This window comes from Streptomyces vilmorinianum (genome assembly GCF_005517195.1).
Classification (GTDB): domain Bacteria; phylum Actinomycetota; class Actinomycetes; order Streptomycetales; family Streptomycetaceae; genus Streptomyces; species Streptomyces vilmorinianum.
Window position 1 is genome coordinate 3,135,643 of sequence record NZ_CP040244.1, and the last position, 16,062, is coordinate 3,151,704.

The 16,062-nt window shown below is 71.8% G+C and carries 13 protein-coding genes; 6 read left to right on the forward strand and 7 right to left on the reverse strand.

Translation table 11 applies throughout. The features are described 5' to 3' along the window. Positions 1-59: 59 nt before the first annotated feature. The gene (locus tag FDM97_RS14715; RefSeq protein WP_137990860.1) at positions 60-419 is read left to right on the forward strand and encodes an ArsR/SmtB family transcription factor; all 360 of its coding nucleotides are present in this window, start codon (positions 60-62) and stop codon (positions 417-419) included. 116 nt (positions 420-535) lie between these two features. Beyond that, the gene (locus FDM97_RS14720; protein WP_137990861.1) at positions 536-1,870 is read left to right on the forward strand and encodes an MFS transporter; all 1,335 of its coding nucleotides are present in this window, start codon (positions 536-538) and stop codon (positions 1,868-1,870) included. A gap of 116 nt (positions 1,871-1,986) precedes the next feature. Here FDM97_RS14720 and FDM97_RS14730 read toward each other — a convergent pair whose 3' ends face one another. The 5 genes from FDM97_RS14730 to FDM97_RS14750 form a co-directional block, all read right to left on the reverse strand. Next, on the reverse strand, positions 1,987-5,058 hold the full coding sequence (locus tag FDM97_RS14730; protein ID WP_137990862.1) for an alpha-mannosidase: 3,072 nt from the start codon (positions 5,056-5,058) through the stop codon (positions 1,987-1,989). Between the two features lie 32 nt (positions 5,059-5,090). Continuing rightward, the gene (locus FDM97_RS14735; RefSeq protein WP_254705594.1) at positions 5,091-6,374 is read right to left on the reverse strand and encodes a glycoside hydrolase 5 family protein; all 1,284 of its coding nucleotides are present in this window, start codon (positions 6,372-6,374) and stop codon (positions 5,091-5,093) included. Between the two features lie 17 nt (positions 6,375-6,391). Continuing rightward, on the reverse strand, positions 6,392-7,264 hold the full coding sequence (locus FDM97_RS14740) for a carbohydrate ABC transporter permease (RefSeq protein WP_137990863.1): 873 nt from the start codon (positions 7,262-7,264) through the stop codon (positions 6,392-6,394). A gap of 2 nt (positions 7,265-7,266) precedes the next feature. Continuing rightward, positions 7,267-8,139 carry a carbohydrate ABC transporter permease gene (locus tag FDM97_RS14745; protein ID WP_137990864.1) on the reverse strand — a complete coding sequence of 291 codons (873 nt, stop codon included), beginning with the start codon at positions 8,137-8,139 and terminating at the stop codon, positions 7,267-7,269. 67 nt (positions 8,140-8,206) lie between these two features. Continuing rightward, positions 8,207-9,493, reverse strand: a complete 1,287-nt coding sequence (locus FDM97_RS14750) for an ABC transporter substrate-binding protein (protein WP_137990865.1) — start codon at positions 9,491-9,493, stop codon at positions 8,207-8,209. Between the two features lie 125 nt (positions 9,494-9,618). On the opposite strand from FDM97_RS14750, the gene FDM97_RS14755 reads away from it, so the two are divergent. The 4 genes from FDM97_RS14755 to FDM97_RS14770 all read left to right on the forward strand — a co-directional run bounded on the left by FDM97_RS14755 (position 9,619) and on the right by FDM97_RS14770 (position 14,799). Beyond that, the gene (locus FDM97_RS14755) at positions 9,619-10,650 is read left to right on the forward strand and encodes a LacI family DNA-binding transcriptional regulator (protein WP_137990866.1); all 1,032 of its coding nucleotides are present in this window, start codon (positions 9,619-9,621) and stop codon (positions 10,648-10,650) included. Between the two features lie 169 nt (positions 10,651-10,819). Beyond that, positions 10,820-13,255 (forward strand): endo-beta-N-acetylglucosaminidase, encoded by a 2,436-nt coding sequence (locus tag FDM97_RS14760; RefSeq protein ID WP_137990867.1) that lies wholly within the window; start codon positions 10,820-10,822, stop codon positions 13,253-13,255. A gap of 299 nt (positions 13,256-13,554) precedes the next feature. Next, positions 13,555-14,349: an HAD-IIA family hydrolase gene (locus FDM97_RS14765; RefSeq protein WP_137990868.1), complete on the forward strand. Its 795-nt coding sequence runs from the start codon at positions 13,555-13,557 to the stop codon at positions 14,347-14,349. Positions 14,350-14,454: 105 nt separating this feature from the next. Next, positions 14,455-14,799, forward strand: a complete 345-nt coding sequence (locus FDM97_RS14770) for a hypothetical protein (protein ID WP_137990869.1) — start codon at positions 14,455-14,457, stop codon at positions 14,797-14,799. A gap of 27 nt (positions 14,800-14,826) precedes the next feature. Here the strand turns inward: FDM97_RS14770 and FDM97_RS14775 are convergent, their stop codons facing one another. Then, positions 14,827-15,279: an SRPBCC family protein gene (locus FDM97_RS14775; protein WP_137990870.1), complete on the reverse strand. Its 453-nt coding sequence runs from the start codon at positions 15,277-15,279 to the stop codon at positions 14,827-14,829. A 127-nt stretch (positions 15,280-15,406) separates the two neighbouring features. Further along, positions 15,407-16,027: a DinB family protein gene (locus FDM97_RS14780; RefSeq protein WP_137990871.1), complete on the reverse strand. Its 621-nt coding sequence runs from the start codon at positions 16,025-16,027 to the stop codon at positions 15,407-15,409. Positions 16,028-16,062: the final 35 nt, after the last annotated feature.

Genomic DNA, 16,062 nt, shown 5'->3' on the forward strand with positions numbered 1-16,062 from the left:
CCCGGCGCCGCTGGCACCGGGGCGGTTTCCGTACCCGTACCCGTGCCTACGATGGCCCCATGCCAGAACGCGAGGTATCCCCGACGGCGAGCGTGGTGCATCAGCGCACCCCCGGCTCGCGCGAGCTCTCCGCCGCGGCCGCGGTGTTCGCGCTCCTGGCGGACCCCACCCGGCTGCACCTGGTGTGGCTCCTGTCGCGCGGGGAGTCCGACGTCACCGCCCTCGCGGAGGCCTGCGGCGCGGCCCGGCCCGCGGTCAGCCAGCACCTGGCCAAGCTGCGGCTCGGCGGCCTCGTCCAGCACCGCAAGGACGGGCGGCGGGTCGTGTACACGCTCCCGGACGGACACATGCGGCGCCTCGTCGTCGAGGCGATCAGCCACGCCGACCACCAGGTGACCGGCGAGCCCTGGCACGACTGACCTCCCCCCGCCGAGTGACCTCTCCCCGCCGAGCCCCTGTCGTTTCATCATGTGCGCAAGCGCGCACATGTCGGCTACCGTGAGGACGTCCCCGTAGCCGAACGAGGGCGGTCCTCATGCTGTCCGTGCTGCGCCACCGCACCTACCGCCGCCTGTTCACCGCCCAGGTCGTCGCCCTGGCCGGCACCGGACTCGCCACCGTCGCGCTGAGCCTGCGCGCGTACGACCTCGCGGGCGCCGACGCCTCCGCCGTCCTGGGGACCGCGCTCGCGATCAAGATGATCGCGTACGTCGGTGTCGCCCCGCTCATCAGCGCCCTCGCCGACCGGATACCCCGGCGCGCCCTGCTCGTCGCCATGGACCTCACCCGCGCGACGGCCGCCCTGGCCCTCCCCTTCGTCAGCCAGGTATGGCAGATCTACGCCCTGATCCTGCTGCTCCAGGCCGCCTCCGCCGCCTTCACCCCGACCTTCCAGGCCACGATCCCCGACGTCCTGCCCGACGAGCGCGACTACACCCGCGCCCTGTCGCTCTCCCGCCTCGCCTACGACCTGGAGAACCTCTTCAGCCCGGCCCTGGCCGCCGCCCTGCTCACCCTCGTCCCGGCCGGCCTGCTCTTCACCGGCACCGCCGCCGGGTTCCTCGCCTCCGCCGCCCTCGTCGCCTCCGTCCTGCTTCCGGCACCCGAACCGGCCGAGCGGACCGGCGGACCCTACGCCAAGGCAGCCTTCGGCACCCGCCTCCTCCTCGCCACCCCGCGCCTGCGCGCCCTCCTCGCCCTCGACCTGGTCGTCGCCGCGGGCGGCGCCATGGTCCTCGTCACCACCGTCGTCCTCGTGCGGGAGGTCCTCGGTCGCCCGGTCGGCGACGTCACCCTCGCCCTCGGCGCGTACGGAGCGGGCTCCATGGCCGTGGCACTGCTGCTCCCGCGGATCCTGGACCGGATCGGCGACCGCGCCCTGATGCTCCCCGCCGCCCTCGTGACGGCGGGCGTCCTCGCGCTCCTCCCCGCAGGCCTGGCGGCGGGCCCGGGCCCTTGGACCTGGCCCGCCCTCCTCGCCGCCTGGCTCCTGCTGGGGGCGGCCGGCTCGGCCATCCTGACACCCGGCGGGCGGCTGCTGCGGCGCTCGGCGGGCAGCGCGGACCTGCCCGCCCTCTTCGCCGCCCGCTTCTCCCTCGCCCACGGCTGCTGGCTGCTCACCTACCCCCTCGCCGGCTGGACGGCCGCGCGCGCCGGCCTCGCGGTCGCGGCCGGCGCGCTGAGCGTCGTCGCCCTCCTCGGGGCCGTCGCGGCGGTACGGCTCTGGCCCCGCTCGGACCCGGACGAGCTGGAACACCTCCACCCCGAGCTCGCCCCCGACCACCCGCACCCAGGGGGTGTCCGGCGGACCAGGGCCGGGTCCGCGACGCCTGGCACGGCACCTCGCCGCGTTGCCGAAAAGCCCCAATAGCTCCGCTATGAGGTCATTCCGGCGCCTTGCGATGCACCGCACCAGACGCCGCGTCCTGTCCGGCCCTGGTCCGCCGGACACCCCCTGGCCTGCGCGGGGCGATGCCACGTTCACGACTACCGCATCGACTCCCTCCACCCGCGCTGGCCGACCCCCGCGAAGCGCAGCGTCAGCAGCTCGAACGGGCGCAGCGCGAGGACCACACCGTCGTCCTCCGCGCGGACCGTCTCCACCGGAACATCGCCGCGCGGCCGCTCCAGGAGGTCGCACACGGTCACCCCGTCGAAGCCGAACCCCGTCGTGAGCCGGGCACGGGCCCGGCCGCCCCGTGACTCGTAGAGCCGCACGACCACGTCCCCACCGCGGTCGTCGGCCAGCTTCACCGCGCTGACCACGACGGCCTCGTCGTCCAGGGCCACCAGCGGCGCCACATCCGCGTCCCCCGCGATCCGGCGCTCCGGCAGGTTCACGCGGTAGCCCTCGCGGACGGCGTCCCCGACGGAGGCACCGGGCACCAGCGCGTGGCGGAAGCGGTGCACACCCTGGTCGGTGTGCGGATCGGGGAAGCGCGGGGCGCGCAGCAGGGACATCCGTACGGTCGTCGTGGTACCCCCGTCCTCCGGCCGTACGGTGCGCGTGACGTCGTGCCCGTAGGTCGAGGCGGTGACCAGGGCGACACCCCAGCCGGGCTCCTCGAAGTGGACGAAGCGGTGGTTGCACGCCTCGAACTTGGCCGCCTCCCAACTGGTGTTGGTGTGGGTGGGCCGGTACAGATGGCCGAACTGGGTCTCCGCGGCGTAGCGGTCGGCGTGGAGATCGAGAGGGAAGGCGGCCTTGAGGAACTTCTCGGTCTCGTGCCAGTCGACCTCGGTCTCCAGGTCCAGCCGCTTCGCGCCCGCCGCGAGGGTGAGCGTCTGCACCGCACGGGACGCGCCGAAGGAACGGCTCACGCGCACGGACACGGCCCGCGGGGTCTCGACGGCGACCGTGACCTCGTCGGCCCCGGTCAGATCGGTGACGGTGTTCCGGTAGAACTGGTCGACGTCCCAGGCGTCCCACATGTTCGGGAAGTCGGGGTGGATCTGCAGCAGATTGGCGGCCGCCCCGGGAGCGACCGTCTCCCGGCCGCCGGCGAGATCGACCACGGACACCACCAGTCCGCGCCCGTCCACGGTCACCCGCAGCAGTCCGTTGGCCAGGACGAACCCGCCGCCGGGCCGTGCCTCCACGGTGCAGCCCCCGGCCGCCCCGACCGCGGCCTTCGCCCCTCCCGCCGGAACGCCCGCGCGCGCGTGCGGGGCCGCGTTGAAGACGACCTCGCCGCCGGCCGAGCCGTCGCCGGCCAGCGCGCGCTGCGCACGGTCGACGATCCCGTTCAGCTCCTCGGCCACCGCCGCGTACGTCCGCTCCGCCTCGCGGTGCACCCACGCGATCGAGGAGCCCGGCAGGATGTCGTGGAACTGGTGCAGCAGCACCGTCTTCCAGATGCGGTCCAACTCCTCGTACGGATACGGGAGACCGGCCCGCACCGCGGCCGTGGCGGCCCACAGCTCGGCCTCGCGCAGCAGGTTCTCGCTCGCCCGGTTGCCCTGCTTGGTCCGCGCCTGGCTCGTCAGCGTCGCCCGGTGCAGCTCCAGATACAACTCACCCACCCAGACCGGCGGATGGGGGTACTCGGCCTCGGCCTTGGCGAAGAACTCCGCCGGCCGCTCCCAGCGCACCCGGGCCGAGCCCTCCAGATTCCGCAGCCGGGCCGCCTTCGCGATCATCTCGCGGGTGGTGCCGCCACCCCCGTCGCCCCAGCCGGTCGGCGCGATCGAGTGCCGCGCCCTGCCCTTGTCCTTGAAGTTGCGGACGGCGTGCGCGATCTCCTTGCCCCGCATCGAGCAGTTGTACGTGTCGATCGGCGGGAAGTGCGTGAAGATCCGGGTCCCGTCGATGCCCTCCCACCAGAACGTGTGGTGCGGAAAGGTGTTGACCTGGCTCCACGAGATCTTCTGCGTCAGCAGCCACCTGGAACCGGCCGCCTTGATGATCTGGGGCAGGCCGCCCGCGAAACCGAAGGTGTCCGGCAGCCACGCCTCCTGGTTCTCGACCCCGAACTCCTCCAGGAAGAAGCGCTTCCCGTGCACGAACTGACGGGCCATCGCCTCCGAGCCGGGCATGTTGGTGTCCGACTCCACCCACATGCCGCCCGCCGGCACGAACCGGCCCTCCGCGACCGCCTTCTTGACCCGCGCGTACACCTCCGGCCGGTGCTCCTTGATCCACGCGTACTGCTGGGCCTGCGACATCGTGTAGACGAAGTCCGGCTCGTCCTCAAGGAGCGCGGTCATGTTGGCGGTGGTCCGCGCCACCTTGCGGACCGTCTCGCGCAGCGGCCACAGCCAGGCCGAGTCGATATGGGCGTGCCCGACCGCGCTGATCCGGTGCGCCGACGGCTCGGCGGGCGAGGCGAGCACCCCGGCCAGCTGCTCACGGGCCGCCGCGGCCGTCGCGTTCACGTCCTGGAGGTCGACCGCGTCCAGGGCCCGCTCGATCGCCCGCAGGATCTCCCAGCGCCGGGCACCCTCCACCGGGAGCTCCGCCATCAGCTCGCCGAGCACCTCCAGGTCGATCACCAGCTGCCACACGGTCTCGTCGAAGACGGCCAGGTCCATCCGCGCCAGGCGGTACTGCGGCGTGTCGCCCGCCGTCTCCTTGTCGCCGAGCTCGGTCGGCAGGAAGGGGTGGTAGTCGAGGATCACCGGGTTGGACGCGGCCTCCACGTGCAGCAGCACCTCCTCGCCACCGGCCGCAGGGGCGGCGATCCGCACCCACTGGTTCCGCGGGTTGAGGCCCTTCACCGGCGAACCGTCGGGCCGGTAGACCAGGCCCTCGCACTGGAACCCGGGCATGTTCGCGTCGAAGCCCAGGTCGATCAGCGCCTCCACGGTCCGGCCCGCCCAGGCCTCCGGTACCGTCCCGGAGACGGTGAGCCAGCTCGTACCCCAGGGAGCTCCCCAGGCGTCACCGACGGCGATCGGCCGGCGCGGGGCGGCGATCCCCTCGTCCACCGGCACCGGTTCGCCGGGCGCGGTCCAGATCCCGACGTCCAGCGGCACCGACTCCGGATGGATCGCCGGCCGGATGCGCTCGTCGAGGACGCGCCGGAGACGGGACTCGATCAGGGTGCGGTCGTCATGCATGGCAGTCGCTCCATCACGTAAGAGGTGGATGGTCAGGCCCGGCCGACGTCGTCGACGGTGACCGTCTCGGTGATCCCGCGTGCGGTGAGATGATCGCGGTCGGAGGCCCGCGACGCCAGTACGGCGGCGGGCCGCGCGCCGTCCGCGGCCAGGCGCATGAAGGCCTCGAAGAACGCCCCGCCGGGGGCGCAGGTCGACCGTTTCGGTGCGTCGTCGGGCAGATCGAGGACCAGGGCCGTGCTGCGGGGGCGGGGCTGATGCGTGCGCGTACGGGCCTCCGCCACGACCTCCGCGAGGGCCCGGCCGGCGGGCTTCACCTCGCGGTCGTTCGTCAACAGGCCGAGGCTGTACTCCAGTTCCGGGAAGTCGGCGAGCGAGCGGTCGACGTCGTGCGAGCACCACCAGGTGACGCCCCACAGGTCCGGGCAGTCGAGCGCGGCGTCCACCGTCGTACGGGTGAAGGCGGCGGCCCGCTCGGCGGCGATGTGCGGGGCGGGCGCCCCGACCTCCTGCAGCCACACCGGCCGCGCCGGATCCTCGGCCCAGGCCTTCGACAGCTCGATCAGATACGCGGCGTGCTGCCCGGTCGCGACGGCGTCGGCGCCGTAGCGCTGCGCGGTGCCGTTGAAGACCCAGGAGTGCACGGCCGTCACCGCGCCGAGCCGGGCCGCGTGCGCCGGCGTGAACGGATGGTCGTCCACGTACCAGGCGGCGTCGTACGCCGCGTGCAGATGCGGCCGGCCGGGTGCCCCCCGCTCGCACGCGTCGAGCATGCGGCGCAGCCAGCTCTCCGCCTGACCCGGGGTGATCCGGTCCGGATCGGGGTGCGGATCGCCGGAGAACTGGTTGATCTCGTTGCCCAGCGTCATGCCCAGGAAGGCGGGCCGGTCCGCCAGGGCCGAGGCGAGCGTGCGCAGATAGGCGGCCTGTCCTTCGAGCACCTCGGGGTCGGTGAAGAGATTGCGCCGGTGCCAGGTCTCGGTCCACGAGGGCCGGAAGTCGAAGCTGGACAGATGACCCTGCAGTCCGTCCACGGCCACGTCCAGACCGCGTTCGGCCGCCGCGTCGACGAGCCGGACCAGCTGCTCCACCGCGCGCGGGCGGATCAGGGTGCGGTTCGGCTGGAAGACGGGCCACAGCGGGAAGACCCGGAGGTGGTCGAGGCCCAGCGCGGCGATCGAGTCCAGGTCGGCGCGGACGGCATCGAGGTCGAAGTCGAGCCAGTGGTGGAACCAGCCCTGGCTCGGGGTGTAGTTGACGCCGAAGCGCGGGGCGTCGAAGCGCGGCGCGTCGAGCGGAGCGGGCATGCTCGGCATCGGGTCCTTTCCTTCAGTCATCCCTTGATGGCGCCTTCCTCGACGCCCTTGAAGAAGAACCGCTGGAGCGCGGCGAACACGGCGACGATCGGCAGAAAGGCGATCATGGTGCCGGCCGCGATCAGCCGGGGATTGGCGGAGAACGTTCCGTCGAGGTACTGGAGCCCGACGGTGAGGGTGTACCGCTCGGGGTCGTTGAGGACGATCAGCGGCCACAGGAAGTCGTCCCAGGCGCCGATGAACGTGAAGATCACGACCACGCTCAGCATGCCCCGTACGTTGGGCAGCCCCACATGCACCAGGCGCTGCCACACGCTCGCGCCGTCCACGAGCGCGGCCGCGTCGAGGTCGGGCGGGACGGCCTGGAAGGCCGTGTACATCAGCAGCACGTTCAGCATGGCGATCGCCCCGGGCAGCGCCACCCCGACGAGGGTGTCCGTCAGGCCCATGCTGCGCACCGTCACGTACTGCGAGACGATCGTGACCTCGCCGGGCAGCACCAGCGTGGCCAGGAACAGGCCGAGCACCAGCCGCGCCCCGCGGAACCGCAGCCGGGAGAGCGCGAATCCGGCGAGGGTGGCGCCCACGACGTTGCCGGCCACCGCGATCGCCGCCACGGTCAGCGAGTTGAGCGCATAGGTCCACACCGGGATGGTGTCGGCGACCTGGGCGTAGTTGGAGAACGTCACCTCGCGCGGCAGGAAGTCCGGCGTACGGGAGTAGACGTCCTCGCCCGGGCCCTTGAGCGAGGTGGACAGCTGCCACAGGAACGGGCCGATCGTGAGCAGCAGGACCAGCGTCAGGAGCAGATAGCGCGTCGCGTTCGCGGCCGGGGTGGGCGTGGAGAATCCCCGTGATCCCCGTGATCCCCGTGATCCTCGTGCGGGCATGGTCAGGCCGCCTTCCGGTTGAGCCGTGCGAGGAGCAGCATCGGGCCGACGGTGATGACGAAGAGCAGCAGGCTCAGGGCCGAGGCGTATCCGATGTGCCCGGTGAAGCCGCGGCTGTACATCTGGATGAGCATCACCACCGACATGTCCCGGCCGCCCGGGCCGCCGGTGCCGTTGGACAGGACGTACAGCTCCGAGAAGACCCGCAGCGCGGAGACGGAGATCAGGACGGAGATCAGCATCATGGCGGTCCGTACACCGGGCAGGGTGACGTGCCAGAAGCGGCGCACGGCCGACGCCCCGTCGACGGCGGCCGCCTCGTGCAGCTCCCGGCCCACGTTCCCGAGCGCGGAGAGGTAGATGACCATGTAGTACCCGAGGCCCTTCCACGCGGTCAGTCCGATGGCGCTGAAGAGCAGGAGCCAGCGGTCGGTGAGGAAGGAGACCGGCTGATCGGCCGCCCCGAGCTGCCCGAGGAGTCCGTTGACCAGGCCGCGGTCGTCCAGGACCCACCCCCAGATCAACCCGACGACGACGGCGGAGGCGACGACGGGCGTGTAGAAGGCGGTACGGAAGAAGGTGATGCCCGGCAGCTTCTTCTCCACCAGCAGCGCGAGCAGCAGCGGCAGCAGGGTGAGCAGCGGCAGGCAGATCAGCAGATAGACGATGCTGTTGACGAGTGCGTCGGTCAACTGCTCGTCGTCCAGGGCGCGTCGGTAGTTGGCCAGGCCGCTGAAGTGTCCGCCGCCCAGCGGTTTGGCGTTGGTGAACGACAGGATCACCGTGTTCACGGCGGGCCACAGGTTGAAGACGGCGAGCCAGATCACGGCCGGCCCGGCGAGCAGCCACGGGGTGAACCAGCGCCGGTGTGTCATGGGGTGCCTTCCTGGCGGGGGAGGGGGGCCGTGCGGACGGGCCCGCCCGTCCGCACGGGGCCGGTTCTCAGTCCTTCAGCATCTGGTTCGCGCGGGCGACCGCCGTGTCCAGGGCCTCCTCGGAGCCGGCCTGGCCGCCCATGGCGAGGGCGATCTGCTGGTTGATCACGGTCTTGATCGCGTCGTTGGCCTGGACGGGCTCCAGCATCGTGGCCTTCGCGAGCGAGGCGAACGCCGTGACCTTGGCGTCCCCGGCGTTGGTGCCGTCGCTCTCGCTGAAGAAGGGGTCCGAGGCCGAGGCCTTCGTGGAGGGGAAGATGCTCGTCTCGTGGGCGAAGGCGGCCTGGTTCTCCGCGTTGGTGACCCACCGGGCGAGCGCGAGCGCGGTGGCCCGGTTCTTGGTGGCCCGGGAGACCGAGAGCCCCTGGACGTACAGCGGCGGGGTGCCCATGGCGGGGGAGGAGACCACCTTGGGGGCGAGGCTCGGGTTGTCCGTCGCCAGCGAGGTGATGTAGTTGCCGCCCGCGGTGGTCCAGGCGGCCGTGCCCGAGGTGAACAGCTTGGTGTTGCCCGCGTACGTCTCGGTCAGGACGTCCTGGGGCAGCAGCCCCTCCTTGAAGGCGTCGCGGTAGGTGTCGAGGACGGCCGCGGCCTCGGGGGTGTTGAAGGTGAAGCTCTCGCCGTCCTCGGACATCAGCTTCACGCCGGCGTTGGCGAAGTCCATCAGGCCCGGCTTGCGGCTCATCAGGTAGACCGAGCCGCCGGACTTCTGCTTGACCGTCCTGGCCGCCGCGATCAGCTCGTCCAGGGTGGCCGGCGGCTTCTTCGGGTCCAGGCCGTACCGGGTGAGCAGCGCGGAGTTCCAGTAGTTGACGTCGGTGTTGAGGTACCAGGGGTAGCCGTACGTGCCGTCGTGGCCGGCGAAGCGGTAGGCGGCGGTGCCGCCCTCGACGTAGTCGGTTTCCAGCTTCGGGTCGGCCCCGGCCACGTCCAGCAGCATGTTCTGCCTCACCAGCGGCAGCGCGAAGTCCGGCGGGAGGTTGACCACGTCGGGAAGGGTGCCGCCGGCCGCCTGGCTGAGCACCTTCTCCGAGTAGCCCTCACCGGGCTGGTCGAGCCACTCGACCCGCACACCGGGGTGCTTCTTCTCGAAGGCGTCGATCACGCCCTCCATGTACGCGGTGAACTTCGGCTTCAGGGCCCAGGTCTGGAGCGCGACCCTGCCCCGGACCTCGCCCCCGCCGGCCGCCCCCGCATCGTCGGAGCCGTTCGGGTCGCCGAGGCCGCAGCCGGCGAGTGTCACCGCGGCGACCGCGGCCACGGCCAGCCGTATCCAGTGGCTGCTAGTGCGCATATGAGAGGTCTCCCGGTCTGTTCTGGCGGACGAGGCAGCGTTACTAAACCGGTCTAGCGATGGGGGACTATGCTCCCGCTACACTCCGCTGTCAAGACAGTGCGCGAGACCGAAGGGGCCGCCGCGTGGCCAGACCGACGATCGCCGACATCGCCCGCAGGGCAGGGGTGTCCAAGGGCGCGGTGTCCTTCGCGCTCAACGGCCGCCCTGGGGTGAGCGACAACACCCGCGAGCGCATCCTGCGCGTGGCGGAGGAGATGAACTGGCGCCCGCACAGCGCCGCGCGCGCCCTCGGCGGAGCCCGGGCCGGCGCTGTCGGCCTCGTCCTGGCCCGCCCGGCGCGGACCATCGGCCTCGAGCCGTTCTTCGGCCACCTCCTCAGCGGACTCCAGGCCGGGCTCTCCGTGCGCGGAACCGCCCTGAACCTGCTGGTCGTCGAGGACACGGCGGCCGAGATCGAGGTCTACCGGCGCTGGACGTCCGAGCACCGCGTGGACGGCTTCGTCCTGGTCGACCTCCAGGTCCGCGACCCGCGGATCCCCGTCCTGGAAGAGCTCGGCGTCCCCACCATGGTGATCGGCGGGCCCGGCCGGCACGGCAGCCTGCCCAGCGTCTGGGCGGACGACCGCGAGGCGATGGTGTCGATCGTCGACTACCTCGCCGCCCTCGGGCACCGCCGCATCGCGCACCTGGCCGGCCTCCCGGCCTTCCAGCACACCCAGCGCCGCATCCGCGCCTTACGGGACAGCGCCAGGCGCCTCGGGCTCACGGAGGCCGTCTCCCTGCCGACCGACTTCAGCGACGCGGAGGGCGCCGCCGCCACCCGGGCGCTGCTCGCCCGGCCGCAGCGGCCGACCGCGATCATCTACGACAGCGACGTGATGGCGGTGGCCGGTCTCGGCGTGGCCACCGAGATGGGCGTGGCGGTGCCCGGCGAACTGTCGATCGTCTCCTTCGACGACTCCGCGCTCGCCCGCATCGTCCACCCCTCGCTCACCGCGCTCTCCCGCGACACCTTCGCCCTCGGCGAGCAGGTCGCGCGGGCCCTGCTCGCGGTCGTCGACGACCCCGCCGCGGCGCGCGACATCAAGAACCCCACCCCGCGCCTCACCGTCCGGGAGAGCACGGCGCCACCGGCTCTTGACCGGGCCCACTAAAGCCGTTTAGCCTCCCGGGTCGAGACGGGCACCGTTGCCCACCCCGGCCCCGCACGGGCCCATGCCACGGGCCGGCCGCCGCTCTTCCCGCGTCGCCGCACCCTCCTTCGTACCGCCGCACCTCCCGTACGCCCAGCACCCCCACCCTCCCGCTGGACCGGAGTATCGGATGAGACGACACCTGCCCCTGCTGCCGACCGCCGCCCTGCTCGCCGCCCTGCTCGGCCTCGCCCTTCTCACGCCCCTCACTCCCGAGGCAGGCGCCGCCGTCCGGGCGGCGGGCGACCAGCCCTACGCCTCCTACTGGCACCCCAACACCCTCCTGGCCTGGGATCCGGCCACCGACCCCGACGCGCGCTTCAACCGTTCCCGCGTCCCGCTGCGGCCGCGCGTCTCCGACCCCGCCCTCAAGGCGAACGCCAACGCCCGCGCCGGCGAGGGAAAGATCGCGGCCCTCGTCTCCTTCGGCCCCACCTCGGACAACCCCTCGCAGGGCTCCGACAATCCGCACCACTACGCCTTCGGCCACTGGCAGTACATCGACACGCTCGTGTTCTGGGGCGGCTCCGCGAGCGAGGGCCTGATCCTCGCCCCGAACGCGACCGTCATCGACGCCGCCCACCGCAACGGCGTCAAGGTCTACGGCACCGTCTTCTTCCCGCCGACCGCCTACGGCGGACAGATCCAGTGGGTGCGCGACTTCACGCAGAAGACTGGCTCCACCTACCCGGTCGCGGACAAACTCGCCCAGGTCGCGCGGCACTACGGCTTCGACGGCTGGTTCATCAACCAGGAGACCGCGGGCGGCGACGCGGCCCTCGCCACCGAGCTGCGCGGCGCGATGCGCTACGCCCGTTCCCTCGGCCCGGTCGAGTTCATGTGGTACGACGCGATGACCGAGTCCGGCGCCGTGAGCTGGCAGGACGCCCTCACCTCCGCCAACGACTCCTTCCTGCAGGAGGGTTCGCTGCGGACCTCCGACTCGATGTTCCTCGACTTCGGCTGGAGCGCCTCGGGGCTGAGCTCCTCCCGCACGCTCGCCCGGAGCCTCGGCCGCGGCGAGTACGAGCTGTACTCCGGCATCGACACCGAGGCGAACGGCTACAACACCTCCGTCCCCTGGGCGTCCGTCTTCCCCGCCGGGCAGCCGCACGTCACCTCCCTCGGCATCTACCGGCCCGAATGGACCTTCACCTCCTCCACCGGCCGGGCCGACTCCCATGCCCGCGAGGCCCGTTACTGGGTCGGCGCCAACGGCGACCCGTCCGACACCACGACGACCTCGGCGTGGAAGGGACTCGCGCACTACGTCCCCGAGTCCTCGCCCGTCACCGCCAAGCCCTTCGTCACCTCGTTCGGCGCCGGGCAGGGCGACTTCTTCCACTCCGGCGGCGTACGGGTCTCGTCGAACGGCTGGAACAACCTCTCGCTCCAGGACGTCCCGCCGACCTACCGCTGGCTGGTCGGCTCAAGCGGCAGCAGGCTGACCCCGTCGATCGACTACACCGACGCCTACGAGGGCGGCTCCTCCCTGCGTCTGAGCGGCACCCTCGACGCCGTCAACACCGTCCGGCTCTACCAGACGAAGCTGCCGGTCGCCGGCGACACCAAGCTGTCCGTCGTCCTCAAGACCCCGGCCGCCGGCCCCACCCGCCTCAAGGCCGCCGTCTCCTTCACCGACGCGCCGACCACCTTCACCACCCTCGACCTCGGCTCCACCGCCACCACCGGCTGGGAGCGCAAGACCCTCGACCTGTCCGCCTTCGGCGGCCGGACCATCGCCCAGATCGGCCTGCAGGCCGCGCCCGCCGTCGGCTCCGTTCCCTCGTACGACGTCAGGGTCGGCCAGCTCGCCGTCTACGACGGAGCCGTCGACACCGCCGCCGCGCCGACCGGTGTCACCGTCCTCGGCACCACCGACGTGAGCCCCACGCGCAAGTCCCTGCGCCTGTCCTGGACGGCCTCGGCCACCGGCTCCGTCCACCACTACGAGGTCTACCGGCGCGGCGCCGACGGCACCCGTATCTTCCTCGGCGCCACCCCCAACGACGCCCTCTTCGTCCCCCGCCTCGACCGCGCCGGTACGGAGACCACGACGACGCTCGACGTCGAGGCCGTCTCCACCGAGTACGGCCGCTCACCGGCCGCCACCACGACCGTCGGCTGGTCCGGCGCCACCGAGTCCAACCTCGCGCTGAACCGCCCCGCGACCGCGTCCGGCCAGTGCAACAGCAGCGAGACCCCCGCCAAGGCCGTCAACGGCTCCGTCTCCGGTGGCAACAGCGACAAGTGGTGCACCACGACCTCCGCGAAGTGGCTGGAGGTCGACCTCGGCGCGGTCCGCACGCTCAGCCGGTTCACGGTGAAGCACGCGGCCGCGGGCGGCGAGAGCGCGTCCTGGAACACCCGGGACTTCACCCTGAAGGTCCGCGGCTCCACGGCCGACCCGTGGACGACCGCCGCGACCGTCACCGGCAACACGGCGGCCACCACGACGCACCCGGTGAACACCACGGCGCGCTATGTACGCCTGGAGATCACCCGCCCGACCCAGACCACCGATCCCGCCGCCCGTATCTACGAGTGGGAGGCCTGGGGGACCTGAACCTTCTTCGAAAGACTCGTCTCACCCTCTTGACGTGGGCGGAATAAGGAGGAAAATCCCTAATACACCAGAAAACCAGAGCGAGCCGCACTCGCCGGTGAAGACGTTCACCGACCCGCGTGACCCACTCGCTGGCTCTGGCCAGGCCCCCGGCAGATCCTCCCGGATCTCAGGGCTTTCAGCGACGGCTGGAAAGTCCGAGTCCGGAGATGGACTACCGGGGACTGCTTGTGTACGGGCCCTTTTCTTCGAGCCTCGTACGACCACCGGACGCGGCCGGTCGCAGGGAATGCAGCCCCATGCCACGTATCGAAGCGGTCCTGATCGACATCGACGGCGTGCTCACCGTCTCCTGGAAGCCTCTGCCCGGCGCCGTAGCGGCCATGGAGCGTCTGCGCGCCCACGGAATCCCGCTCGCGCTGGTCACCAACACCACCTCGCGGACCCGCGCCGCCCTCGCCGCCACGCTGGCCGCGGAGGGCTTCCCCGTCGGCGTCGACGACATCCTCACCGCGCCGGCCGCCACCGCGGCCCACCTGCGGGAGCACTACCCCGACGCGCGCTGTCTGCTGATCAACACCGGGGACGTCCGTGACGACCTCGGCGAGCTGGACCTGGTCGGAGAGGACGACGACGCCGCCGCGGACGTGGTCGTCATCGGCGGGGCCGGCGACGCCTTCGACTACGCCGCCCTCAACCGCGCCTTCCACCATGTGCGGGACGGCGCGCGGCTCGTGGCCATGCACCGCAATCTGTACTGGCGTACCGCCGACGGGCTCGACCTCGACACCGGGGCCTTCCTCGCCGGCCTCGAACAGGCCGCCGGCGTCGAGGCGGAGATCACCGGCAAGCCGTCCCGCGCCTTCTTCGCGACCGCCCTCGCCCACCTCGGCGCCACGGCGTCCGACACGCTCATGGTGGGCGACGACATCGAGTCCGACGTACTCGCCGCCCAGCGCTGCGGCATCACCGGCGCGCTGGTGAAGACCGGCAAGTACCTGCCCGAGACCCACCGCGCGGCCGACGGCGAGCCGGACCACGTGCTCGACTCCTTCGCCGACGTTCCCGAACTGCTCCGAACGGGCGATGGCTGATCGTTTCCGCAGGTCAGTCGCGGTGTAGGCATGATCGTCCCAGGGGAGGGCCCGGGAGGCCGGACGGATCCGCCGGCCATAACGACCAAGGATGGGACGACGTCCATGCGCCTGCGCGCCCTCACCACCGCCGCCGCCTGCGGTCTTGCCCTGCTCTTCGCCGCCGCGCCTTCCGCCTCCGCGGCCGACGGAGAATTCACCTACGTCTACGACGACCCGAGCGGCGCGCCCCACCTCGGCGTCCTCGCCGACCCGCCGAGCGGCGTGTGCCTCGCCCTCCCCGAGGTCGCGCCGGAGTGGACGACGCCCGCCCACTCCCCGCGCAACCACACCGACTCCACCGCCACCGTCTTCACCGGGCCCGACTGCGAAGGCGACTGGTTCAGCCTCCGCCCGTTCGGCGGCCACGCCTCCGAGCGGCTGAAGCTCCGCTCCGTCGTGTTCAGTTGATCGGCCTCCGCTGAACCCCGGCCGGAGTCACGCGGTGGCTCCGGCCTCCAGGATGCCCTTGAGGGTCTGCTCGTTCCTGGGCAGCTCCTTGCGTACCTGCGGCCGGACGACCAGCGGGACGAGCGCCTTGCCGATGCCGTGTCCCTCGAAATCGCCGGCGAGCGTCAGCCGGGAGCGCGTACCGTTGTCGATCGGCTCGATCGTGCCGTGGACATCGCCGCGTACGGGCCCGTCGATGCCGTGCATGTGCCAACTCCTCGGCGGATCCATGTCGATGACCTGCATCGTCATGGTCATGTCCCGGCGCCCGATGTGCCGCGTCACGGAGAGCTTCGACCCGACGGCGATGGGCTCGTCGCTCAACGGGCGGGCCGCGACGGCGTTTTCCTGCCAGTCGGGCAGATGCGTGGGGTCGGTCACGTAGGAGAAGACCTCCGCGGGGCTGCGGGAAATGTCGATGGTTTCCTTGATGGCAGACATTTCGCCCTCTTTGTTTGTCTTCGTCGTACCTTCGTCGTGCCTGTTGTCACTTCATACAAATGATCCCACGGGTGGGGTCGCGACGCCATCGACGCACGGCCGTCCCGCCGACGCGTGCCGGACGGTCCTAGGCGGTGCGGGACCGGTGGAGATCCCGGAGCAGCGCGATCTCGGCGCCGTGGTGCAGCAGTTCCTGGTTGACCCACCAGACGATGTCCAGGAAGAGATTCTCCGGATCGCTGCCGTGCGGGTACGTGCTGAGCCCCACGGTGTCGAGCGCCGCGTCGTCGGCCGCGAGCAAGGCCTCCCGCCAGGCCGTCGCCCCGGCGTCGAAGGCCTCGATCGCGCCGGCGGCGTCGCCGCGGCTGCGGTAGTCGTCGCGGGTCAGGCTGTGGCTGCCGACCGTGTGGTCCGCGCGGAGGGTGAGGAGCTCGCTCAGGTGGCTCAGCCGCCACGCGATGGTGGTGAACGGCGGCGGCGCGGGATGCGGGGGCGGGGTGGTGTCGCGCCCCCAGTCGCCGGCACCGGTCAGGAGCGTCGCCCCCGGGCCCGGCCCGTCCGCGTGACGGCGGACCGACCAGCAGCCGGGGACCGGCTCCCAGAGATACTCCTCGTCGGAGAGCGGCACGACCTCGACATCCGTTCCGTTCCCGCTGTCCACGAACGGCCCGGCCATGCGCTGCCGGAGCCGCTCCCGCGCGAAGTCGAACTGGTCGAGCAGAGGGATCAGGCGGGGAGGGGTGTCCATCGAACGCTCCAGAACGAGAGGGCAGGGCACCCGGC